The organism is Staphylococcus lugdunensis, assembly GCF_001558775.1.
GTDB lineage: Bacteria > Bacillota > Bacilli > Staphylococcales > Staphylococcaceae > Staphylococcus > Staphylococcus lugdunensis.
This window is the reverse complement of sequence record NZ_CP014022.1, coordinates 721,224-744,809: the sequence shown is the minus strand read 5'-3', so window position 1 is coordinate 744,809 and position 23,586 is coordinate 721,224. Positions and strand designations below refer to the sequence as shown.

Annotated in this window: 21 protein-coding genes and 1 pseudogene; 9 read left to right on the top strand and 13 right to left on the bottom strand. The window is 32.2% G+C overall.

Annotated features, from left to right (window positions below):
* Positions 1-601 precede the first annotated feature (601 nt).
* Positions 602-1,096 (bottom strand): hypothetical protein, encoded by a 495-nt coding sequence (locus tag AL499_RS03510; protein WP_062248860.1) that lies wholly within the window; start codon positions 1,094-1,096, stop codon positions 602-604.
* A 26-nt stretch (positions 1,097-1,122) separates the two neighbouring features.
* Here AL499_RS03510 and AL499_RS03505 point away from each other — a divergent pair, with 26 nt between their 5' ends.
* Positions 1,123-1,524 carry a DUF1433 domain-containing protein gene (locus tag AL499_RS03505; RefSeq protein ID WP_037555125.1) on the top strand — a complete coding sequence of 134 codons (402 nt, stop codon included), beginning with the start codon at positions 1,123-1,125 and terminating at the stop codon, positions 1,522-1,524.
* A gap of 443 nt (positions 1,525-1,967) precedes the next feature.
* On the top strand, positions 1,968-3,269 hold the full coding sequence (locus AL499_RS03500; RefSeq protein WP_037540755.1) for an ISL3 family transposase: 1,302 nt from the start codon (positions 1,968-1,970) through the stop codon (positions 3,267-3,269).
* On the opposite strand, the gene AL499_RS03495 is transcribed toward AL499_RS03500, so the two are convergent.
* Positions 3,266-3,697 (bottom strand): hypothetical protein, encoded by a 432-nt coding sequence (locus AL499_RS03495; RefSeq protein WP_226952496.1) that lies wholly within the window; start codon positions 3,695-3,697, stop codon positions 3,266-3,268. The genes AL499_RS03500 and AL499_RS03495 overlap by 4 nt on opposite strands.
* A gap of 26 nt (positions 3,698-3,723) precedes the next feature.
* On the opposite strand from AL499_RS03495, the gene AL499_RS03490 reads away from it, so the two are divergent.
* Entirely contained in the window at positions 3,724-4,125 is a 402-nt protein-coding gene (locus AL499_RS03490; protein ID WP_037554986.1) for a DUF1433 domain-containing protein, read from the top strand.
* A gap of 394 nt (positions 4,126-4,519) precedes the next feature.
* On the opposite strand, the gene AL499_RS03485 is transcribed toward AL499_RS03490, so the two are convergent.
* From AL499_RS03485 to AL499_RS03480, 3 genes are all read right to left on the bottom strand, one after another.
* Positions 4,520-4,705, bottom strand: coding sequence for a hypothetical protein (locus AL499_RS03485; RefSeq protein WP_002492677.1), 186 nt, complete (start codon positions 4,703-4,705; stop codon positions 4,520-4,522).
* Between the two features lie 137 nt (positions 4,706-4,842).
* Positions 4,843-4,947 carry an SAR1012 family small protein gene (locus AL499_RS12725; RefSeq protein WP_002478399.1) on the bottom strand — a complete coding sequence of 35 codons (105 nt, stop codon included), beginning with the start codon at positions 4,945-4,947 and terminating at the stop codon, positions 4,843-4,845.
* Positions 4,948-5,181: 234 nt separating this feature from the next.
* Positions 5,182-6,120, bottom strand: a complete 939-nt coding sequence (locus AL499_RS03480) for a 1,4-dihydroxy-2-naphthoate polyprenyltransferase (RefSeq protein WP_002478398.1) — start codon at positions 6,118-6,120, stop codon at positions 5,182-5,184.
* Positions 6,121-6,297: 177 nt separating this feature from the next.
* Here AL499_RS03480 and AL499_RS03475 point away from each other — a divergent pair, with 177 nt between their 5' ends.
* The 4 genes from AL499_RS03475 to menB are packed head-to-tail and all read left to right on the top strand — an operon-like array spanning position 6,298 to position 10,920.
* Positions 6,298-7,659 (top strand): isochorismate synthase, encoded by a 1,362-nt coding sequence (locus AL499_RS03475; protein ID WP_002492681.1) that lies wholly within the window; start codon positions 6,298-6,300, stop codon positions 7,657-7,659.
* Positions 7,649-9,319, top strand: coding sequence for a 2-succinyl-5-enolpyruvyl-6-hydroxy-3-cyclohexene-1-carboxylic-acid synthase (gene menD / locus AL499_RS03470; protein ID WP_002492682.1), 1,671 nt, complete (start codon positions 7,649-7,651; stop codon positions 9,317-9,319). The genes AL499_RS03475 and menD overlap by 11 nt, the downstream gene beginning before the upstream one ends.
* Complete coding sequence (gene menH, locus AL499_RS03465) at positions 9,306-10,109, top strand: 2-succinyl-6-hydroxy-2,4-cyclohexadiene-1-carboxylate synthase (RefSeq protein WP_002492676.1); 804 nt, start codon at positions 9,306-9,308, stop codon at positions 10,107-10,109. The genes menD and menH overlap by 14 nt, the downstream gene beginning before the upstream one ends.
* Positions 10,102-10,920 carry a 1,4-dihydroxy-2-naphthoyl-CoA synthase gene (menB, locus tag AL499_RS03460; protein WP_002459471.1) on the top strand — a complete coding sequence of 273 codons (819 nt, stop codon included), beginning with the start codon at positions 10,102-10,104 and terminating at the stop codon, positions 10,918-10,920. The genes menH and menB overlap by 8 nt, the downstream gene beginning before the upstream one ends.
* 119 nt (positions 10,921-11,039) lie before the next feature.
* On the opposite strand, the gene AL499_RS03455 is transcribed toward menB, so the two are convergent.
* Positions 11,040-12,203 (bottom strand): aminotransferase class I/II-fold pyridoxal phosphate-dependent enzyme, encoded by a 1,164-nt coding sequence (locus tag AL499_RS03455; protein ID WP_002492679.1) that lies wholly within the window; start codon positions 12,201-12,203, stop codon positions 11,040-11,042.
* Between the two features lie 122 nt (positions 12,204-12,325).
* Positions 12,326-13,333 (bottom strand): acyltransferase family protein, encoded by a 1,008-nt coding sequence (locus tag AL499_RS03450; protein ID WP_002492683.1) that lies wholly within the window; start codon positions 13,331-13,333, stop codon positions 12,326-12,328.
* A gap of 156 nt (positions 13,334-13,489) precedes the next feature.
* On the opposite strand from AL499_RS03450, the gene AL499_RS03445 reads away from it, so the two are divergent.
* Positions 13,490-13,909, top strand: coding sequence for a MarR family transcriptional regulator (locus tag AL499_RS03445; protein WP_002459468.1), 420 nt, complete (start codon positions 13,490-13,492; stop codon positions 13,907-13,909).
* Positions 13,910-14,047: 138 nt separating this feature from the next.
* Here the strand turns inward: AL499_RS03445 and AL499_RS03440 are convergent, their stop codons facing one another.
* The 5 genes and pseudogenes from AL499_RS03440 to AL499_RS03425 all read right to left on the bottom strand — a co-directional run bounded on the left by AL499_RS03440 (position 14,048) and on the right by AL499_RS03425 (position 20,648).
* The gene (locus AL499_RS03440) at positions 14,048-17,860 is read right to left on the bottom strand and encodes a GW dipeptide domain-containing protein (protein WP_002492671.1); all 3,813 of its coding nucleotides are present in this window, start codon (positions 17,858-17,860) and stop codon (positions 14,048-14,050) included.
* Positions 17,861-18,085: 225 nt separating this feature from the next.
* Positions 18,086-18,514, bottom strand: a complete 429-nt coding sequence (locus AL499_RS03435) for a GNAT family N-acetyltransferase (protein ID WP_002459466.1) — start codon at positions 18,512-18,514, stop codon at positions 18,086-18,088.
* Between the two features lie 110 nt (positions 18,515-18,624).
* Positions 18,625-18,720: pseudogene (locus AL499_RS12720) on the bottom strand (IS200/IS605-like element IS200H family transposase); the annotation flags it as partial.
* Positions 18,721-18,954: 234 nt separating this feature from the next.
* The gene (locus AL499_RS03430; RefSeq protein WP_002459465.1) at positions 18,955-19,425 is read right to left on the bottom strand and encodes a DUF2538 family protein; all 471 of its coding nucleotides are present in this window, start codon (positions 19,423-19,425) and stop codon (positions 18,955-18,957) included.
* Positions 19,426-19,445: 20 nt separating this feature from the next.
* Positions 19,446-20,648 carry an LCP family protein gene (locus tag AL499_RS03425; RefSeq protein ID WP_002459464.1) on the bottom strand — a complete coding sequence of 401 codons (1,203 nt, stop codon included), beginning with the start codon at positions 20,646-20,648 and terminating at the stop codon, positions 19,446-19,448.
* Between the two features lie 347 nt (positions 20,649-20,995).
* Between AL499_RS03425 and AL499_RS03420 the strand changes: the two genes are divergently transcribed.
* Positions 20,996-22,210 (top strand): serine hydrolase domain-containing protein, encoded by a 1,215-nt coding sequence (locus tag AL499_RS03420; protein WP_002459463.1) that lies wholly within the window; start codon positions 20,996-20,998, stop codon positions 22,208-22,210.
* 362 nt (positions 22,211-22,572) lie between these two features.
* Here the strand turns inward: AL499_RS03420 and rihC are convergent, their stop codons facing one another.
* Positions 22,573-23,481 (bottom strand): ribonucleoside hydrolase RihC, encoded by a 909-nt coding sequence (gene rihC, locus AL499_RS03415; protein ID WP_002492675.1) that lies wholly within the window; start codon positions 23,479-23,481, stop codon positions 22,573-22,575.
* Between the last annotated feature and the right edge of the window lie 105 nt (positions 23,482-23,586).

Genomic DNA, 23,586 nt, shown 5'->3' with positions numbered 1-23,586 from the left:
AGTGTTAAGTCCGACCCATGTATGACTTAAAACTAATCAAGAGTAAATATATGAGGGGTAAACTATGCAAACTAAGAAGACCAACATGTTGAAATTAAAGTTACAGTTTTTCGCAGAAGAATCAGAAAATAATGCGTAGACATCTTATAAACTAGAAAAATAAGTTATAGACGAACTGAATCAAGCGTTTTAATCGTGTCTTAATTGGTGTGTTTTTTTGTCTCAAAATAATTATGCCAAAAGACATAATATATATGAGGTGAGTGAATGAAGAAAAAATAAAAGCACCCAAAAGCATTAAATGCTCAATTAAAGTAAACTTGGTCATTCTACAAATTGAGCTAGCTTTTGAGTACTAAACAATTGAGGGGTTTGCTTCCCTCTCTAATATAAGTATAACATAATCCTCATTTCAAATATATGAAAATAAAAGTGTATAACAGAAACAAAATTAAAGTAATAACCCCACCTAATATAGTAACTACTATCAATTCGGATGAAAAATTATTAATTTTATTCTTTTCTTTTAAATATTTAGTTAAATAAACAGAACTATACATTGATATTAAAAGTAGGATTATAAATGCAATTGAATTCATGTCTATTGCCACCCTACATATGTCATTATATTAAATTTCCCTTTCGCGACTACACCACTTTTAACTCCACCGTGACCTAAAAAACCTACTAAACCACTAACCATATTATCGGGAAATTCATGACGAATGGTTTTTTTGGATAAATCTTGATATTCATCATAAAATTTGACATCTTTGGGGTTAGTTTTAATTTGATCATCGAAGATTCCAGATAATCCAAGTTTAACATCCGTCCCTATATCGGCAGGTTCTTTAGGTTCAGTACCCGCATAAACCATGTAAACCGTATCATTATCTACTTTGCCGTTACTATCTATAGGCGATAGAGCCATCGCTTGAAATCCATTCGCTTTATCGATGCGCGAAGCTTGGATTTTAAAATTTAGAACACTATCATCCTTTTTAATTTTAGTTGTTTTTCGATTTGTAATATTTGATTTATAACTATTACCAGAAAGTTGATAATATGTGTTATCTTTATTATGTAAAGCAGTCATAAATTCACCTCAAAGGGATTGATTTTTTGAATAAAAAAATATTTTTAACAGTTATTATATTAATTAGTATAATATTAATCGTAGGAAGCGTCTATTTTAAAACGAAATATGACGAAAAAAAAGAAAAAGAACAAAAGTACTATAATGAACAAAAAGAAAGAATAGAACTTTTTATGAAATATAATGTTAAAGGATATAGGACAATACATTTTACTGCAATAGAAAAAAATCCAATGGATGGCTATGATATTAGCGGTTATATAAATAATGATAAAAAAATAGCTTTTACAGCTGGTGTAAGATCTACAGAGGGTTTTCAATTTGATGGAAACATATCAAGCTCTGCCAAACTTGAAGTAATGTATAAAAACAATCCAAAACCTGTATCTGAAATAAAGAAAGAACAAAACAAAAAAGAGGATAAGTAAATCAAAATTGTAACTAAGTAACATTTTAAGTGATGTTTTTAAGCTGAGATATGTTCTTTGTTGCAGTGAGAAAGGATATTTGTATATTATTGACTTATATATCAGGTAATTCATTTTTATCTTCTACGCTAACAGCAACAACCACTATTATAATATTTTTTATTGTTAATAAATAGAGAAGAAAATCATAGAAAAGAGAAAGTAAAACCGTGCTCATTTGAGCGTAGTTTTTATACAAAACAAGGAACGTTCCCTACAGCTTATAATGACTGGTGTTATAGTATTTTAAAATACACTCCGTTTCCGTAACATCATTAATCCCATTAAATCAACGTTTAATTCACGTGATTCAATGGGATTTTTAAATTTTGAATATAAAAATAGCGCAATTATCTCTATAATTATTAGCGACCAAACAAAATAAAAAGAAAGGTAATGCGCCTATGTGTAAGTCTACATTAACCATGCTAAGAATTAAAGATAAAAATATTATTATTTCTGATACTATTACAGAAGATAAATATAAAGGTCATAAGAGCTTATTCTTTTACGCAACTCTGACGTACAAGCCTTCTCATTGCGACAATTGCTTAGCTAAAAATGAAAATTATTCTATTATTAAAAACGGTAAAAAAATTTCAACGATTACTCTCCTTAGAATTATGGAAAGACCCGCTTATTTAAAGTTAAAAAAACAACGTTTTTATTGTAAAAACTGTGATAGTTACTTTACTGCTAAGTCAGAGATTGTGGACAATTACTGTTTTATTTCTAATACTACAAAACTTGCAGTTTTGGATAAAGCACAAGATTATCGTTCACAAAAATCTATCGCCAAATCCTGTTTAGTATCTCCAATGACTGTCACTCGAGCTAGTCAAGTTTGCCATTCTTCATTTAATGCACTACCCGAACACTTAATGATGGATGAGTTCAAGAGTGTTAAATATGTAACTGGAAAAATGAGTTTCATCTATGCAGATGCTATTTCACACCGCATCGTAGATGTCGTTGCTGATCGCAAACTAAATTCATTAAAAAAACACTTCTATCGGTACTCATTGAAGTTAAGACAAAGTGCGAAAACTGTAACTATTGATATGTATACACCTTATATGTCTTTGATAAAGGAATTATTTCCAAAAGCTAAGATAATCTTAGATCGTTTTCATATTGTTCAATCCTTAAACAGAGCACTTAATATGTCGAGAGTAAGTATTATGAATCAGTTTAGAAACACTCATAGACCTCTTTATAATAAATACAAAGCCTTTTGGAAATTGTTCCTAAAACCTCGCGAATCACTCGAAATATTTAATTATAAAAAAGTGCGTTTATTTAAAGAATGGAAAACTGAGAAAGGAATTATAAACTATTTATTAACTTTTGATTCTCAATTATTTAATACATATCTCTATGTTCATGAATTGAGGAGACTATTAAAAGAAAACCGGGTTGAAAAGCTGATTGACGTTTTATTTTCAATTAATCTTTCTGAAATTAGTATGAAACTTCGTCCTGTAATTAGGACATTAAGAAAATTAGCACCTCTCATTGAAAATACTATCAATTATTCTAATTTGACCAACGGTCCAATTGAAGGAATCAATAATAAAATTAAGCTAATAAAAAGAGTTTCATTTGGTTATAGAAATTATGATAATTTGCGCAATAGAATCATTATTAGTTCAAGATTATTCGCTCCAATACATAAAAAAGATATTAAGCAACTTGAAATTGCTTAATATCTACCTTTAAATCTACCAGTCCTATTTGACATAGAACCTATCGGGAAATTCATGATGAATGGTTTTTTGGATAAATCTTGATATTCATCATAAAATTTGACATCTTTGGGGTTAGTTTTAATTTGATCATCGAAGATTCCAGATAATCCAAGTTTAACATCCGTCCCTATATCGGCAGGTTCTTTAGGTTCAGTACCCGCATAAACCATGTAAACCGTATCATTATCTACTTTGCCGTTACTATCTATAGGCGATAGAGCCATCGCTTGAAATCCATTCGCTTTATCAATGCGCGAAGCTTGAATTTTAAAATTTTGAGTAGTGCCATCAGAATTTTTAATCTTATTTTTACTGAATTTTTTTGTATCATAAGAGTTGCCAGCAAATCTATAATATGTGTTATCTTTATTATGTAAAGCAGTCATAAATTCACCTCAAAGGGATTGATTTTTTGAATAAAAAAATATTTTTAGCAGTTATAATATTAATTAGTATAGTTTTAATCACAGGAGCCGTCTATTTAAAAATGAAATATGACGAAAAAAAAGAAAAAGAACAACAATATTATAACGAACAAAAAGAAAGAATAATTTTGTATATGAAATATAATGTCAAAAATTTCAAAAATATCGAATTTATAGAAATGAAAAAGAATCCAATGGATGGCTATGACATTGATGGTTATATCAATAATGATAAAGATTTATCATTTAGTGTGGGTATAAGATCTTTAGATGATTTTCAATTTGATGGAGATATAGCATGTTCTGACAAATTAGATGAATTATTTATAAACAATCCAAAACCTGTATCTGAAATAAAGAAAGAACAAAACAAAAAAGAGGATAAGTAAATCAAAATTGTAACTAAGTAACATTTTAAGTGATGTTTTACGCTGAGATATGTTCTTTGTTGCAGTGAGAAAGGATATTTGTATATTATTGACTTATATATCAGGTAATTCATTTTTATTTTCTACGCTAACAGCAACAACCACTATTATAATATTTTTTATTGTTAATAAATGGGGAAGAAAATCATAGAAAAGAGAAGGTAAAACCGCACTCATTTGAGCGTAATTTTTTATACAAAACAAGGAACGTTCCCTACAGCTTATAATGACTGGTGTTATAGTATTTTAAAATACCCTCCGTTTCCGTAATATCATTAACCCCATTAAATCAACGTTTAATTCACGTGATTTAATGGAGTTTTGTTTGTGACTTTTAAAAATTCACTACCTAACTTTATTTGTTCTTTTTATCAGATTTTTTTCCATCCAATTGTTTATCTACGTCTTTATCTCGATGCTTATCTTTAATCTCTTTTTTATCATTGCGTTTATCTGCACTTTCTTTCTCTGTCTTTTCGGCATGACCACAAGCGCCTAGTACGAGTGTACTTGCAAGTAAAATTTCAAAGAACTTTTTCATATGTGTTCCTCCTAAAATTTGATTGACAGCAGTATTTCAACAATATTCTGAAAAAAGTTGTACTTCAACCTATAAGTTAACAATATTAAGAGTTGAAATCATCTTATGAGATGGTGTTATAAAAATGCAACTATAAGTTATTGTTGTTGTTTGGATGATTTACTGTCAATTTTATCTTTAATAAATTTAATAATATAACCTGTGATAATCGCTTTTATTACGCGTTTTAGAAAGTTTTTCATGTATTTACTCCTCTAATTTGAATTAGTCTATACATGTTTATACCCATTTAGCATAAAAATAAAGCTTACATGTTTGAGTTGAGCAGTAAACTTTAAAACTATTTCCTTTTATTTTTAATAAAAGAATGTGTGGTTTTTAATTATTGTTATATGAATTAAAAAATAATAAAAAGACGGGTATTTAGTCTACATCGACTTTAATACTCGCCTTATAAAGCTTACATGATTTATTGTTTATAACGCACCGCCTAAAGCACTTAAATAGATAGCTATTGCATACAGTACACCAAAAAATGTATTGGCTTTGCCAGTAGCTACCATAGCTGGCATCATAGTTTCAGGTGTATCGTTTTTATTAAAACGACGTACAGCTTTGACTGGCATAGGGAAAGATAAAATGGGTAATAGATAAAGTAATGAGCCTTGTGGTTTAAATAGAGCAGTATAAATCACAATAAGATATGCAATGACATATAAAATGGCCATGAGTGTGATGGATGCTTTTTTACCTAGTAAAATTGGCAAAGTTTTACGTCCACTTTCTTTATCTTTTACTCGATCACGTATATTGTTTGCCATATTAATAAGTCCTATTGTTATAACTATAGGTATACTCACCCAAACAGCATAGCCTTGTATATTACCTGTTTGGATAAAAAATGATAATAAAATGATAATCATACCCATAAATATACCTGAAAACAATTCTCCTAACGGTGTCCAAGAAATCGGTATTGGACCTCCAGTATATAAATAGCCTACTGCCATACAAACTAAGCCGACAGGAATAATCCAGAAGGAACTTTGTACAGCTAAGAATATACCGAGTAATGCCGCAATAATATAAAATGCAACCGCAAGTTGCATGACGGATTTCGGACTCATACCATTGCGAACAATAGCGCCTCCAATACCTACAGAATTGTGGTCATCTAAACCTTTTTTGAAATCATAGTATTCGTTAAACATGTTTGTAGCTGCTTGTATTAATAAACAAGCTAGTAACATAGCTAAAAATAAACTAAATTTAAATTGGTCTTTGCTACCTAATAGAAAAAGTTTCGAAGCAGCACTCCCAACTAATACAGGAACTACTGCCGCTGTTAGAGTATGAGGTCGCATAAGCTGCCAATATTTATTGACAGTTGAGTATTGAGAATATTTATTTGACATAATAGATGATACCTCTTAAAAAGATTTATTTTATTATAGATATTTTAAAGGAATCGTACATAAAGGTCAATTAACGGAGAAAATGATATGTTTATTTAAGCAATTAGCCATACAGGTAACTTTAAAAATGATACAATAATGTAATGAATAAATATAGATATGAAAGAAGTGAAATGAATGGCTGCGAATCTTTTAGAAGACGAGATTAATCATGTGTTATATTCGAGTAATAAAGATTGGGTGTCAGTAGAGACAAAGTTACATCGTGAGCTTAATCCAAGTGAATTACTTCAACTAACTGAAGCACAAGCGGGAGATCGTTTTTACTTACGTTTAAATGATAATAAGTCTTCGTTTTTCGGCTATCATGCAATTCAAAAATTTCAAAATAACTTTGATAATAAACAGAATATATTTCGAGAATGGGAAAAATTCAAACATGATATTGAGTTGATTTATCCAGAAACGGATAAACATCATTTAAGGATTTGCGGTGGATTTCAATTTTCCAGTCATAAGTCAGATGATGAATGGCGCGAGTTTAGTATTAATCATTTTATAGTCCCTGAAGTGTTAATTTCAAGGGATGAAGAAGGTACTGTACTAACTTATACGACAAAACGGCTATCTTTCGATATGTCCCGTTTCAAAGAGATCATTGATTATTTTGAACATGCAGATATCACTTTAGACGATGATGAAATTTTAAATGTTACTAAAATGGAAGATATTTATAAAGATGAATGGCGGGACTTGGTTCAAGAGACCATTGACTACATAGATGCGCACAAAAAAATTGTTTTAGCACGACGGAGACTAGTGAAATTTGCTAATAACATTAATATTGCGCATGTGCTTGAGCGTGCAATGGCTAATGAAAGAAATAGTTATATTTTTCTTATCGAGTCTAATGAATCCATTTTCATTTCACAAACGCCGGAACAATTATTTAAAGTTGAGAATCATGTTTTATCAACTAAAGCAGTTGCCGGAACGATTAAACGTACACATGAAGAAGCAGAAGATAAAGCAAATGTTGAAGCATTTTTAAATGATCGTAAAAATTTAGATGAACATCGTTTTGTTGTTAATAGCATTTTAAATGATATTGAACCATATGTAACGCAGGTGGATTATAACAAAACACCTAATATTTTAAAAAATGACCACTTATATCATTTATATACTCAAATTACAGGCAAATTAAATGATAAACCTTACAGTGATTTAATTGACTTTATGCATCCTACTCCAGCATTAGGAGGATATCCTAAGGAAGAAGCTTTACGCTATATAGAACAAAAAGAGTTTGGTACGCGAGGACTTTATGGTTCACCGGTTGGCTTTATTGATGTATATAATGATTGCGAATTTATAGTTGCCATTCGATCAATGCTTGTGAAACAAAATCAAGCTACTTTATTTGCTGGTTGTGGCATTGTTAAAGAATCTAATCCTGATAGTGAAGTGGCTGAAACGGCAGTTAAATTCTTACCGATGATGAATGCATTAGGAGTTGTGAATAAGAATGAATCATAGAGAAGCATTAACATTACAAGTGTTTACGTTTGCGTCTGAACTATTCGCTTATGGTGTGAGAGAAGTAGTGATTAGTCCGGGATCAAGGTCAACGCCGTTAGCAATTGCTTTTGAAGCTCATCCAGATATCAAAACTTGGATACATCCCGATGAACGTAGTGCTGCCTTTTTTGCTTTAGGTTTAATAAAAGGTAGTGAAAGACCAGTGGCTATACTATGTACTTCTGGAACAGCAGCAGCAAATTACACACCAGCAATTGCAGAGAGTCAAATTAGTCGTTTACCATTGATTGTGTTAACGAGTGATCGACCACATGAATTAAGGAGTGTGGGTGCACCGCAGGCTATTAATCAAGCACAAATGTTTAACAATTATGTTAAATATCAATTTGACATGCCAGTTGCAGATGATACAGCATTTACACTTGATACAGTACATTATCAAATGCAAATAGCAAGTAATTATTTATATGGACCACATAGAGGGCCAATACATTTTAACTTGCCATTTCGAGAGCCGTTGACACCTAATTTAGAATGTACAGAATATTTAACTTCTGAAGATAAAGCTTTACCACATTATACTAAGACGATGGATATTCAATCATTACAACCTATGTTACAACAATTAAAAGGACTTATTATTGTTGGTGATATGCAGCATCAAAAAGTAAATGCAATATTAACATATGCAGAACGTTATGATATTCCAGTTCTGGCCGATCCAATTAGTCAGCTACGTCAATACCATCATCCCAATGTAATAACGACGTATGATTTGTTATTTAGGTCAGGGTTTGAACCTGATGTAGATTTTGTTATTCGAGTAGGAAAACCAGTTATATCTAAAAAGTTAAATCAATGGTTACAAAGCACGAAGGCTCAGCAAATTTTAGTTCAAAATAATGATCAAATTGACGTCTATCCAAAAGTACCTAATCAAGCTATTGAAATGTCTGCAAATGACTTTTTTGCGATGTGTCAACAAGCAGAATGGGTTGATCGAAGTACTTGGTTAAAACAATGGCAACAGCTTGAACAGCAAGCCCGTGAACATATTGTTGACCATGTTATGCAAGCAACGGATGATACGGCATATGTATATGAATTACTAAATAAATTGACTCATAAAGATAAACTTTTTGTGAGTAACAGTATGCCGATTAGAGATGTGGATAATTTACTTTTCAATTGCGAAGCGGAAGTATATGCAAATCGAGGTGCTAACGGTATTGATGGTGTTATTTCTACTGCACTAGGTATGGCAGTTCACCAACATGTTACATTATTGATTGGAGATTTAGCATTTTATCATGATATGAATGGTTTATTGATGGCAAAATTGAATGATATTCATCTTAATATTGTCATAATTAATAATAATGGTGGCGGCATCTTTTCATTTTTACCACAAAAGGAAAGTGCAGCTCACTATTTTGAACGATTATTTGGTACGCCAACGGGATTAGATTTTTCATATACTGCACAACTTTATGACTTTCAGTTTGAACGCTTTAATTCAGTGCGAGATTTCCAATCACAATCATTAAATCAGCACTCGCGCACAATCTATGAAATTCAAACTGAACGTGAAGATAATAGACAGCAGCATCAGAAGCTGTATCAAAGGTTGAGTGAATTAAAAGATGTTACATTATAATTTTTATCAAGCAAAGCAATCTTCAGAGCAATTAATCGTATTACTTCATGGCTTTATTAGCGATAGTCGCACGTTTGATCCATACATTGAAATGTTTACTTCAGAAGTGAATGTTGTGACGATTGATTTACCAGGACATGGGAACGATACAAGTAATAGTAAACTGACATGGGATTTTTCTTTCATTACACAAGCCATAGACGAGGTTTTAGCGCATTTTAGTGATAAGAAGGTATATTTGCTTGGCTATTCCATGGGTGGGCGTGTCGCGCTTTATTATGCGTTATATGGAAAATGTAGATTATCAGGATTGATACTTGAAAGTACATCACCAGGCATACATCAAGCCGATGAACGTTTAGAACGTCAACAAATAGATGCTGCACGTGCTAAAGTGTTAGATATTGCGGGTCTAGAGGTGTTTGTAAATGACTGGGAGAAATTACCATTATTTTATACTCAGCGTGACTTAGACAGATCAGTGCGACAAAATATACGTCATTTAAGATTGGATCAAAATCCAACGCGACTCGCTCAGGCTTTAAGAGATTATGGCACTGGAAAGATGCCTAATTTATGGGAAGCGATTAGCAGTTTACATATGCCTACGTTGATTATGGCAGGGGAGCTAGATGTTAAATTTGTTAATATTGCTAGACAAATGACTGATTTAATGGGTACTAGTCAACAAGCTGTCGTGCCTAATGTTGGGCATACAATTCATGTGGAAGATAAAACAGAATTTGGTACAATAGTACTAGCTTTTTTAAAGGAGGAGCAAAATGACTAGACAGTGGGAAACACTTAGAGAATATGATGAAATTAAATATGAATTTTTCGAAGGAATTGCTAAGGTAACAATTAATAGACCAGAAGTGCGTAATGCTTTTACGCCTAAAACAGTTGCTGAAATGATTGATGCATTTAGTCGCGCGCGTGATGATCAAAATATTTCAGTTATCATCTTAACTGGTGAAGGTGATAAAGCCTTTTGTTCAGGTGGTGACCAAAAGAAACGTGGACATGGTGGTTATGTAGGTGAAGACCAAATCCCTCGTTTAAATGTGTTAGATTTGCAACGTTTAATTCGTGTCATTCCTAAACCAGTCATTGCAATGGTTAGAGGTTATGCTATTGGTGGAGGTAACGTGTTAAATGTGGTTTGTGATTTAACAATCGCAGCTGATAATGCCATCTTTGGACAAACAGGACCTAAAGTAGGTTCATTTGATGCTGGTTATGGCTCAGGTTACTTAGCAAGAATCGTTGGACATAAAAAAGCACGTGAAATTTGGTACTTATGTCGTCAATATAATGCTCAAGAAGCATTAGACATGGGCTTAGTTAACACAGTTGTGCCTTTAGACCAGGTTGAGGATGAAACGGTTCAATGGTGTAAAGAAATTATGAAACACTCACCAACAGCTTTGCGCTTCTTAAAAGCTGCAATGAATGCAGATACTGATGGCTTAGCTGGTTTACAACAAATGGCAGGGGACGCTACATTACTTTATTACACAACTGATGAAGCGAAAGAAGGTCGTGACGCGTTTAAAGAAAAACGTGACCCAGATTTCGATCAATTTCCTAAATTCCCATAAGAAATTTAATGTATATATAAATTAATGACGATTAAAGGACACTTAAAGTGTATTGTTTAGACTAATTAGTATGGTACGTCTAACATTGCTTATTAAGTGTCCTTTTAACTTTTATATACTCAATTATAATTATTTGTTAAAAATTGTTTTAATCGACGCATGCCTTCTTGTAACACAGGCATATCGTATGTATAAGAAATACGTATATGGCCTTTGCCTATATCTGTAAAAGATGAACCCGGCACGATTGCGACGTGTGCTTCCTCTAACAAGCGTACACAAAAATTAAAATCATCATCAGTGAATGCTTTAATGCTTGGGAAAATGTAAAATGCACCTTCAGGTTGAGCATTCAACTCAAATCCCATCTCAGTCAATGATTTAAGTAAATAATCACGACGTGTGATATAAGCTTCATTCATATATTGAGGGGCTTTTAACCCTTCGTTTAACGCAGCTATACAAGCATATTGTGCCGGAACATTAGCGCAAATACAATTATAGGCGTGCATAAACGTCAATTTTTCAATTAAGTAAGCAGGGCCAAGCAAAAAACCAATTCTAATACCAGTAGCAGAATGGGATTTGCTAAGACCTCCGATTAATAATAATTGATTTCTAATTGCTTCAAATTCAGCAAAAGACGTGTGATATCCTTTAAATGTATTTTCAGCATAGATTTCATCACTTATGATGAAAATAGGATGTTTTTTCAACGTATTAACAAGTGCGTACACTTCATCTCGACTTAAAATAACGCCAGTAGGGTTAGTCGGATAATTTAATAAAATGACCTTTGTTTTATCCGTAATATGTGCTTCTATTTGTTCGGGTGTAACCTTAAACTGACTTTTAGTTGTGTCGATATAAACTGGAACACCTCCTAATGTTTCAACTAAAGGAATGTATCCAGCATAGATAGGACCAGGAATTAATACTTCATCTCCAGGTTCGATGATGCTGCGCAAGGATGTATCAAGCGCTTCACTTGCACCATTTGTAATAATAATTTCTTCTTCTGGATTATAAATAAAATGATATTTATCGTTGAAATACTGACTAATTGCCTTACGTGCTTCTAATAACCCTTTGTTATGTGAATAGCTAGTATGGTCTAATTCAATTGCCTTAATATAAGCTTGTTTCACACTATCCGGCATTGGGAAGTCAGGTTGACCTATAGTCAAATTCACGCAATCATCAATATCTTTCATACGATTTGAAAATTGTCGTATGCTGGGCGCTCGCAAATAGGTAGAATTTGAATTTAATGATAACTTCATATTTACACCTCTAAAAAAACCAAATTATAGTTGCTATGCGAATGATAGTTTAAATTATTTCTATCATACCATAGATAAAGACTATAATTTGGCAATTTACTTAATATTTTAAATTTTCACAATTAATCTTTAAAAGCTGAAGGTTTTTTTAAATGAATTAATGGATTCACAAATTTGCATATGGGTTTGCTGGATAACACTAAGACGATGATTGCAGACAAGCCAAATAAATAAAGATACGTATATACGTTAACAGGTTCTTGGAATGGGAATAGTTTATAACCACGTACAACTCCAATAACTAAGCCATGTAATAGATACACTTGCATCGTGCGTCTACCGATATATGTGAGTTTGACTTTATGTTTTGGTACTAAAATTAAAAATGACAACATCGTCGTTAAGATAATCACATACAATAACAATCGTTTAAGTGGACTGTAAACGTCATTTGGATGCTCACCTACAGATGTATATGCGCTGCTGCCTAATAACCAATCGGCGTTAATAGGATGAAGTACATAGCCTACAAAGAACAAACATAAAATAATTATAGATATCGGTATTAACTTTTTATTTCTTAATAATTTAGTATTTTTCTTAGTCATTAAGTATCCTAAATAAAAAATTGGAAAGAATACAATCGTTCTTGAAATACTTAAATACTCACCAATATTATTAGAATAACCAGCTAATAAAGATACAACTAATGAAATAGTTAGCACATATACTGGTTTGTAATTTTTAACGATGACTAGAATGACATGAAAGAAAAATAGTGTTAATAGAAACCATAGCGCAAAAACAGGATTAAATGGATCTAAATGAATGGCATCTTCTTTACCAGTTAAATAATAATAAATTGAGAAAAAAGCAAAGAATAAAGCGTAAGGAACAATTAGTTTTTTTGCTACTTTTTCTAAATAGTTGGGTTGCTCAATATTTTTGGCAAAATACCCAGAAATAAAAAGAAAAGTTGGCATATGGAAACTATAGATTAATAAATACAATGCGGACAAATATTTATCTTCAGACGTATAAGACACTAATAAATGTCCCAACACGACAAGAAAGATTAATATGGCACGTGCATTATCAAAAAAGTAGTCTCTCTCTTTTAATGTGGACATTTATGTTATAACTCCTTTTATATGTTAACTGTATCTAATTTATTATATTTAATGACAGAAATGCAACGAATTTAATCATTTTGTCGAATAGTATTGTATATTTTTCCAATAAATCTTATAATATTATCAATTAAATAATAGTGGAGTAGAACAACAATGTACAAACAACTAGAAAATCTTATTACACTTACCAACAACGACTTGAACTTAGTGAACAGACGATTTGGCCAAAGAACAGATATTACGGCCGACCAATTAGAATTATTACGTATTTTATACAATTATGACCGTTTATCGCAGTATGATTTAACGATGAAGATAAGTAGAGAACAGTCTATTGTATCGCGATGGATAAAAAAATTAGTGTCAAAAGGGTATATTATGAGTCAACAGTCACATGAAGACTTACGTTGTAAAGAATTAACCTTAACAAATGAAGCACGTGATTTAATTAAACAAATCAATACGGCACGATGCGAATTAATTGAAGCGCGTTGCCAATGCTTAACAGAGGAAGAGGTTGAAAGCTTAACGCAATTACTTAATAAATTAAACAGTAGACATATTTATTTATAATTCTAATAATCATGTTATATGCAGAACGAGTTGATAAGACCTCACAGTCTTATCAACTCGTTTTTGTGATTTTTACATTGAAGAAACAAACAGTGATACTTTTATGTGTATATGAAGTATCACTGTTTGCTTTAAATATTATTTATAAGTTGGAACATCGAAATATTTACCAGATTCGTGAATTGTATCGTAGAAATTTTTCATATTTTGCGCATTGACGCTTGCCCAAGTGACACCCGTAGCATATTGGTGTTTACCTGGATTTTCAGGATTCCATCTCATTTTATAAAGTGTGTTTTGTCCAGCTTTAACATAAGATTGTCCAATAAATTGAGCGCCGCCAACAATTGCTTTTTCTACAGAGTCCCATCCAGCTTTTTTAGCATAAGTTATACCATCAAAAACAGGATTGCTATCGTATGCTCCAATACCAAAGACGTTATGGTATTTAATTGCGGTTGTTGTGCTTAACTTACCATTGACAATATTAGCACCTTTAGCTAGTTGTGATTGACCACGTCCTGTTTCAAGTAAAGCATGTGAAATTAAATAAATTTCATTTAAGCCATATTGTTTAGCAGCTTGGCTGAATGCTTGACCTTGATTCTCTAATACACCGCAACCTTTTAATAAATTATTCAAACTAGCAACCGATAAGTACTGTGGTTGATCTAATTGTAAAAATTGATATTTTTGAACAGGATCATTAACAAATTTTGATGTGTCCATCGCACTTTTAACTTCTGCGAGTGTAGCATTACGCCATTTTGATGGACCAACATAAGATTGTGGCGGGTAAGGTAATGACATTTGTAATTGTGCTGCGGCATCTAAAGTCCTACCTGTTGCTGAATATTTAATCAATTCTTGTGACAAGTCATTTTCATTTATCCAAGCAAATTGACCGTCGCTAAATTGTCCGTAATACCATTTCACACCATTCACCACTTGGTATTTTGCGACAACGAATGTTTGTTCATAATAAGGGCTTAATAAATGCTTTGTTTTCAAGCTTAAATCGTCATAGAAATAGCTATCCTTATTATTAATAACAAACGTATAATTATATGCTGTGTTTGAAGATAATGATGTTAAATCTTTTTCTGCAATCCAACCTAGCTTGTTATTAACACTACCATATAAATACTTAACGCCATCGATTGTGACTGATTTTGTCGCTTTAAATGTACGTTGTGCTAATGAATTTGCTTGTTCCAATTGTTGTTGCGTTGTACCCCAAGGGATTGAATATAAACCTTGGTTTTTACTGTTAACGCGATATTGATTTGTAACTCTATTTTCAGTTCCATAATTTTTAATATTAACATCTTTAATTTTATACCAACCGATAGGGGTATTTTGATTATGATTTGTTAATAGTACATAAGTATTATTGCCAACTGTACGCTGTTTAGTGATAGTGAATGTTCGATTGCCATATTTAGCAGCATTTTTACCAGCTTTATCATAAACGCTTGTGCGTATGCCTGAATTATTTACTTTAACTTGGCCAATCTTATTCACTGTTTGTACAGCTGAAGCAGCTTTTTGTGTTGTTGAAGCCGTTGTTACTTTTGTTGTTGGTGTTGTTGTAACAGCTAATGTACGCACAGCTGATTTAGCAGGTGTAGCAACATCGCTTTGTTTAATCCAGCCCCATTGATGATTGATTGAACCATGTAGGTATGTTTCTTTACCAACTGTTAATTGGTCAATTGAATTGAACTGACCGCCATTTTTAGGCGTTTTAGCAACAACTTGGTTGTCTTTGCTCCAAGGAACGTAATAAATATTGGCGTTACCTTTAACATTGTATTGTTTCTTAACTTTTGTTGGTGTGCTTTGAGCAATAGTCACTTGATCTGCTGGTACCCAGCCACGTGTAACATTACCGTTAAAATCTGCTAATAAATAATAAGTTTTATTATTTAATGTCGCTTTTTTATTGATTGAGAAAGTTCTTCCACTTAATAATGGATTTTCTTTAACTGTTTTATCATATACTGTTGTATAAGCGCCTTTAGTATCAGTTGATACTTGACCTAGCGTATTGGTTAAATTTGAAACATTTAATTTTTTAGAATTATCTGTTGATGGCTTTGTCGATGATGAATCATTGTTTATAGCAGATAAATATGCTTTACTAATCCAACCAGATTTACCATTCACTGTACCGTATAAATAAGTAGCTGTACTAATCATTTGTGATTTTGTTGCTTTAAATGTTTGGTTGCTTGAACCTGAAACTGTTCCAGCTACTTGGCTTGGCGTACCCCAAGGAACAGTGTAAAATTTTATGCCTGGTTTAACACTGTATGATTGATTAACTTTAACAGGGGATTTTGCTGTGTTATAAACCACGTCACCTTGTTTTACCCAACCAAATGTTTTACCAGTATTGTAATCATTAACTAAGTAAAATTTATCATTACCTAGAGTAGCTTGTTTAGTAACTGATAACGTTTTTTGTACTTGGTTTGTTTTCTTGCCTGTTTTATCATAAACAGTAACAAATAAACCACTATTTGATGGTTTAATTTGCGCCACACCAGAGTTCGTACTTACTTTAAGTTTTCCTGGATTTGTAGGTGTTGATGGTTTCGATGGATCTGTTGAGCTTGATGTGCCCCAAGGTGCAACTTGCCCTGTTTTAATAAGATATTTTTCATTAATCAAGTCATATAGTTCCGCATAACTATAACCATGAGACTGTAAATATGCATGTGGGTCAGTATGGTCTGTGCCACCTAGCCAATGACTTACAGCATAATGTGTCCATACCGTACCATTACCATCATTTTCAGCACTATCAGGTTTTAAACCATAATATTGAAGTTGTGTTGCTGCATAATCAGCATAGTTGTTCATCGAACGCGCAAATGAAGCATAGTCATGCGTATGCACAATTTCGACATTAATAAATCGATTGTTAGCATTTGGGCCTGCTCCCCAAGAAAGGTAATCTGTAGGTGCTGTTTCAACAATTCGATTACCGTCTACAAACGCATGTACAAATGCAGAGTTGTAGTTACGTTTCATGAAAGCAATTTCACCATCGATAGTAGAATTATCGTTTGCTGTATCATGCACCACAATACCTTCAGGTTTTCCAACACCATTTCTATAGCCATATTTAGGGAAATAAGATGTATAATCTTCTTCAATTTTAGGTGCTTGTATATTATTTTTACGTATGTAATCATTAATTGAAGAATTAACTTGTGGCTTATATTTAGGTAATGATGATGTTGCTTTATATGTACTTACAGCTTTTCTAAATCCAGTAAAGCCAGATGTTGATTTAGCTGTTTGAGCTTTAGTTGCACTTGAGCCCATACCGCCAACGCGTCCTTGATAAGTAGTAACGCTATTAGACTGTTTTTGTGCAGTATTTTGAGTAGATACTGCTTTTTGATTTGTTGTCTCAACATTGTTTTGTGATTTTAGTGATGTATTTGCTGCTTGTGTAGCTTGTTGCTTTGTCGTTGTAGACGTATTTGCATTAGCTTGCTGTTTTGTTTTGTTACTTTGTGCAGCATTTTGGTTATATGTTTGAGCATTTTGACGTGCTGTAGTTGTGGCAGCTTGTTGTTTTGCTTGTTTAGTTTGTTGTTGATTTTTTGCATTTTGTTGCTGAGACGTCTGTGCATGAGTTTGGTCAGTTAACGTATCTAATTTAGCATCATATGTTTGACCTGACGTTGTATCTGATGATTTAACTAATGAAGGATTATGATAGGCTTGAACGCCTGATACATTTTGAGCTGCGTTAGATACAGCTTTTTTTGCCTTGTTTGCTTTAACGACATCATTTTGTTGATCAATCACATTTTTGTTTGTAGATTGATCTGTTGTTGACTCAGCTGCGTGAGCATGTTGTGCAGTTAATGTTGCTCCAAAAAGCGATAATGCAAGCATTGACGGCAATTTAAGATTGAATTTTTTCGTCATATTTCGTACTCCTTAATAATTGTTAAATACAATTTCATTATAAGGCTTCTCCTTATAAAAAAGATTAATTTAACGATTTTGTAAACTAAGTTTAATTTTACTTTTTAAAAAGAAATGATTAAATGACTTACAATGCGTTGTAGCAATGTTTCAAAGTTAATACTATTTATGTGAGAAAAAGCAGATATGTCATAATTTAGATGTTCCTGTAATCGAAACGTAATATTAATAAAGATATTTTTCCATTTTGATATGCTCAATTTGTTCTTCCATAAAGGGTTGACCTACTGTGGAATAGCCTAATAACTTATAAAAAGGTTTGGCATGTATTTGCGCATGTAATGTCACATAGCTATATCCTTGTTCATGGATAAATTGTTCGATAGCTAGCATCAATTTCTTACCTACACCCGTTCTGCGATATAATTTAATGACCGCAATTCGTTCAACTTTAACAGAAGTATTGTCGTTTCTAAAACGTCCACAGGCAATGGGTTTACCTTGATGATCATAACCAATGACATGTGTGCAATGTTCTTCAAACGCATCTAGTTCATGCGCTAAAGGAACACCTTGTTCTTCTACAAATACGGTCTTACGTATGTTAAAGCAATCAGTCAGCATTGCTTTATTTGTTACAATTTTAAATATCATCTTATCTCTCCTTTATGCATAAAATATTACCCCTTTGCTTATATGACTAATCTAAATATCAAATTTGCTTGTCTATCGAATATCATTAAACTGCTTTTACCTTTTAATTATCCAACAAATGTGGATACGCCTATTTTTGGCGAAAAAACGATGTGATACTTACAATGCCATTTTGTATGTGTGTAACTGTTTCTGTCAGATAACATGTTTATATTGGTTGACTGGATTGAAAATGCATTTATTACAAGCTTTTTTCAGTCCTAGTCAACCTTGTGGAGGTGGGACTACGAATTCATAATGAATACTGTCCCGCTATCTTCTTTATATAAATAAAGAAGATCCTAAGACATAATGATTATGTTTAGGATCTTAACTAAGTGAATGATATTCCGCAACTTAATTTTTCTAGGAATACTGTCTCAGATTCATATATGTGTGTATTAAATTGCTTCTTTTCTAATAATAGCTGTATATTGCCAAAAAATTCTCATTTGGGCAATATTCCAATTATTCATTCCCATTGTGAAACCAGAAGGTCTAAAGATGGTAACATCTGTTACTTCTAGTGCAGCTGCTACAAGATATTGTAATGGAATACTTAAGTTTTTCATTGTTTCAGTAATACCATTTTCGTCGTAGACCCAAGAAAAGGGTAAATCTGATTCGAAGACATCTACTTTATCAAATATTTCTGGTAATGCAAGTATATAGCAGGCACCATCGACAACCGGGTTCTCAGCGCTGTGACTATAATAAACGAGTAAAGCCTCATAGTTTTCACGATGTTCGTGATTGACATAAAAGAATTCATTTCTAAACAAAGCCATATCTTTACTATGGATAATTTGTTGTTCTAACATATTAAACATTCCATTAATATTGGCAATTTTTTCGTAAGTTTTACGAGACATTTAATGAACTCCTCTCCATATTAATACGTTTGTGCTGAATTAGTTTGACTTTGATTATTCGCATCATTGTTGTATTGAGTGTTACCAGTATTTTCATTTTGTTGATTGTTAGTTTGATTAGCTGAATTATCTTGGTTCGATGACTCCTTATCATCATTTGAAGCTGTGCTGTCTTTTTGATTTTTACGCAATAAGCTTTCTTCTAATTCGGTTAATGGAACGAGAGAACCATAGTGTTTGATTACGCGTTCGTCTAAGAAATCATCTTTATCTGTAATTTTAGATAGACCTAAGTCAGAACGCAAAATATTTGAATATTTTTGAATGCTTTTCACACTAGGATTGTAATAATAAATTCCATTTAGATAGTCATCGCTACCTTTAAGTTGCGAAGTTTTAAAATCAACATCATCAGAAAGGTATCGTGATGCTAAAGCCTCAATTTGTTTTGTAGTTAAATTATGTTTGGCATTTTTGCCAGCAATCTCTATGAGGTTGTCTAATTTATCGTAAGAATCCATTTCTTTGGCTTTTTTAAATAGTAATTTTATTAATTCCATTTGACGCTCACCACGTTTTAAGTCTGAATCATGATGACGTGTTCGGGCAACGGCTAGTGCTTGATCACCGTTTAATTTTTGATAACCTTTTTTAATTTTTATTTTACCTGAATCTTCTTTGTTCGGTTCACTTAAATTATAGGGTACATCATAATAGATTCCACCAAGTTCATCCACTGCTTGTACAAAGGCTTCCATATTTATGCGCACATAAAAATCTACTGGTACATTTAAAGTTGCTTCTACAGAATCCATTGCAGCTATAGGGCCACCATAAGCATGCGCGTGTGTGATTTTATCATAATAGCCTACTTTTGGTATGTAACTGATTGTATCACGTGGAATACTTAGCAATCTAATTTGTTCTTTCTTAGGGCTAAATGTTGATAGGATCATTGCATCAGTACGTGAATGTTCAGTTGACTGACCGTTTTTACGTCTACTGTCATTATCGTCTATACCTAAGAATAGAATTGAAACTGCATCTTTAGATGGGTCAACTTTTCCTTCACGTAAGTTAGATTGGCGTTGTGCATCATTTTTACTATACGATGTTTGAAATGCACTTTCAGAACTTTTAAATAGTTGGTAAGCGAAAATTGCAGGCACAGCAATTAAAGCGAAAGTTAATAATATCATAAAGTATTTCAGGATTTTGTTCATATATTGTGCTCCTACGAATTAAAAATAGTGGATGACCACTTTAAATTGTCATTATAGCCCTCAATTTTATAACTTTATAGACTAAATTACAATACTTATCTTAACAAAGTTTTTACAAAGTTAAAACAATATTTCCAATGAAAACTAAATAGTCAACCGTATAACAAAACTGTTATATCAGACATCCTACGACCTTAGTAGGATGAATTTTTAGTAGAATGGCATAAGATAAACTTAGTGCAATCGCTGAATAAATAACTTATAATATAAAAAAGTTAACTAACGAATTGCAACTAAATGTATTACACGATGTGTAAACAAGAAAATTTTTGTGAGGACCAAAGCGCATGAATATAAATAAAAAGTTAATAGGCATTATTGTTATACCATTTGTATTGCTAGGAATTTTAGTATTTTCATTTCACCAAATGTGGAATGATGACACGGGCAATAAATCTCAAATAAAGATATCAACGAATAAAGAAGATAGTGCCGACTCGAATGAGGATTACATAGCAAAAAGAAATAAAAGTGTAAAAGATGTTGCCAATTTAAAGACAATAGAAGCTAAAGGCAAGCAATATCAAGAAATAAATAAATATCTTAAAAAGCAAAAATTTAATGGAACAATTGCGGTTTTTAAAGATGGTAAATTAGTTATGAACAAAGGCTATGGTTATCAAGATTTTGAACATAAGATCAAAAGTTCACCTAATACAATGTATTTGATAGGTTCAGCTCAAAAATTCACCACTGGTTTAATGCTTAAACAACTTGAACTTGAGCATAAAATTAATATTAATGCACCAGTGTCTAAATATTTACCTTGGTTTAAAACATCAAAAAAGATAACGTTAAAAGATTTAGAACTACATAAAAGTGGATTATATAAATTCCAAGCATCTCCGTCTTATGAAACTTTGGATGATGCTGTGCATGCTATACAAGAAAAAGGTATGGACCCTAATGGCTATCATAAACATTTATATAATGACGGCAATTATCTTGTGTTAGCTAAAGTTATAGAAGAGGTAACACACAAACCATACGCGCAAAATTATTATGAACGCTTAGGTAAACCATTAAAACTTAATAACTCAGCATTTTTCAATGAAAAGCCATTTCAACAACATATGGCGATAGGCTACTATTACAAAAATAATAATTTAATAAGTGCCAAGCCGAATACACTACAAGAATATTATGGTGCCGGTAATTTATTCATGACGACTAAAGATATGGGTGTTTTACTAGAAAAATTAATTAATAATAAAATTTTTGATCAATCAGTAACTAATCCGTTCATTCATGAATTTGGTACCAAACGCTATCCAACTAATTATCGCTATGGCTTTTATACGTTCCCTAAATATAATAGAGTCAGTGGTATGTTTAATGGTCAAAATTTTACTGGTTTTTCTAATGGCAAATATACAGTGGTTTTAGGGACAAACAAGATACTCTCCAATACTACTAATAACGAATATAAAATTACGCATATATTCCAAAATATCTTAAAACAAAACTATGATATTAATGTATATGGTAAAAAGTTCTATTAAAAATAACCAGGCTGGGAAATCAATCTCAAAGTAATAGCACAAAGATGATTTGACATTAAAAATCGTCTTTGTGCTTCTTTTATACTCAATACTGCGCGTTTATATATGAATTTACAATAAAATGATTTTAAAAAAGTAAAATATTTCACATCATTTAATAAACGTTTCTAAATGAAATGAATAAGAGGACTTATGTATAAAAACAATAACCTGCCTCTACATAAGTTACCAAATAGAAACTTCAGTCTTAATAGCCTACAAATGATATCTCTGACCACATTAATGACATTATGAAAAGCATATAGGGCTTTGCCGTTGTCACTTTAATTCGTTACATGAATGTCTCAGACTGATTGTTATGCTTATTTACAATATGCTAATGAAGACAAGAAACTTTCTAGATATTGATTAGATTGTGATGATGTTACGACCGTACAATTCGGATTGTTAGACTTAATATCAACTACTGTAGCACCCTTTGTATATTTACCATTGAGCTCAATTTGTAGTTTTGCTGATACAGTATGATATTGATTGGGATTTAAAAGATATAGAATTGTAAAGACATCATAGACATTTAAACCGTGTTCAATGTTTTCAGTGCGATAATGCTGAAATAAATGATAGAGCATTATTCCAGTTTGATTTATTTGTTTTAGCTGTTTAACTACTGAATGGGGCAAGGGAGATTGTCTTGCTAAATCCAATCCGACCATCGTTAACGGGACACCAGAGTTTACTACAATATTGGCTGCTTCTGGGTCACAATACATATTAAATTCAACTAGGGGAGTTACATTTCCTCGACCTAGACTACCACCCATAAAAATAATTTCCTTAATATAGTGTGCGGTTTCTGGATAGGTTGCTAATAATAAAGCGATATTTGTTAGTGGTCCTAAAGCAATAATGATCACGGGTTCTATACTTTCTATAAGTACATCTTTTATAGCTTCTACAGCTTTAGTAGAAGCTAAATCAGCAGTGGTTATTGGAGGGAAATCATACCCTGCCATACCTGATTCACCATGGACTTCTCGTGCGTCATATAAATCATTAATTAATGGATGAGCAGCACCACGATGTACGGGTACGTTACTATTAAAAAAGGATTTTAATTTAAGCGCATTACGTGTTGTATTCTCAATGTCGACATTACCATTCACGGTTGAAATCATTTTTACGTCTATGTAGGGATGATTTAAAGCAATACTAATTGCTGCTGCATCATCAATACCAGGGTCCGTATCAATAATAATAGGGAAAGTCATTATTATCTTCTCCTTATGTCATTTTTAGTCTTAGTTTACCTTAAAAAATAAATGCAAACAAAAAACCAGCTATCAAAGATTTTACTTTGATAACTGGTTTTCACT

Coding starts and splice junctions, on each gene's coding strand:
- menD (WP_002492682.1), top strand. CDS start 7,649: ATGAATCATAGAGAAGCATTAACATTACAAGTGTTTACGTTTGCGTCT.
- AL499_RS03475 (WP_002492681.1), top strand. CDS start 6,298: ATGGCTGCGAATCTTTTAGAAGACGAGATTAATCATGTGTTATATTCG.
- AL499_RS03435 (WP_002459466.1), bottom strand. CDS start 18,514: ATGATATTTAAAATTGTAACAAATAAAGCAATGCTGACTGATTGCTTT.
- rihC (WP_002492675.1), bottom strand. CDS start 23,481: ATGACTTTCCCTATTATTATTGATACGGACCCTGGTATTGATGATGCA.
- AL499_RS03495 (WP_226952496.1), bottom strand. CDS start 3,697: ATGACTGCTTTACATAATAAAGATAACACATATTATAGATTTGCTGGC.
- AL499_RS03510 (WP_062248860.1), bottom strand. CDS start 1,096: ATGACTGCTTTACATAATAAAGATAACACATATTATCAACTTTCTGGT.
- AL499_RS03445 (WP_002459468.1), top strand. CDS start 13,490: ATGTACAAACAACTAGAAAATCTTATTACACTTACCAACAACGACTTG.
- AL499_RS03455 (WP_002492679.1), bottom strand. CDS start 12,203: ATGAAGTTATCATTAAATTCAAATTCTACCTATTTGCGAGCGCCCAGC.
- menH (WP_002492676.1), top strand. CDS start 9,306: ATGTTACATTATAATTTTTATCAAGCAAAGCAATCTTCAGAGCAATTA.
- AL499_RS03420 (WP_002459463.1), top strand. CDS start 20,996: ATGAATATAAATAAAAAGTTAATAGGCATTATTGTTATACCATTTGTA.
- menB (WP_002459471.1), top strand. CDS start 10,102: ATGACTAGACAGTGGGAAACACTTAGAGAATATGATGAAATTAAATAT.
- AL499_RS03485 (WP_002492677.1), bottom strand. CDS start 4,705: ATGAAAAAGTTCTTTGAAATTTTACTTGCAAGTACACTCGTACTAGGC.
- AL499_RS03440 (WP_002492671.1), bottom strand. CDS start 17,860: ATGACGAAAAAATTCAATCTTAAATTGCCGTCAATGCTTGCATTATCG.
- AL499_RS03500 (WP_037540755.1), top strand. CDS start 1,968: ATGTGTAAGTCTACATTAACCATGCTAAGAATTAAAGATAAAAATATT.
- AL499_RS03480 (WP_002478398.1), bottom strand. CDS start 6,120: ATGTCAAATAAATATTCTCAATACTCAACTGTCAATAAATATTGGCAG.
- AL499_RS03430 (WP_002459465.1), bottom strand. CDS start 19,425: ATGTCTCGTAAAACTTACGAAAAAATTGCCAATATTAATGGAATGTTT.
- AL499_RS03450 (WP_002492683.1), bottom strand. CDS start 13,333: ATGTCCACATTAAAAGAGAGAGACTACTTTTTTGATAATGCACGTGCC.
- AL499_RS03425 (WP_002459464.1), bottom strand. CDS start 20,648: ATGAACAAAATCCTGAAATACTTTATGATATTATTAACTTTCGCTTTA.
- AL499_RS12725 (WP_002478399.1), bottom strand. CDS start 4,947: ATGAAAAACTTTCTAAAACGCGTAATAAAAGCGATTATCACAGGTTAT.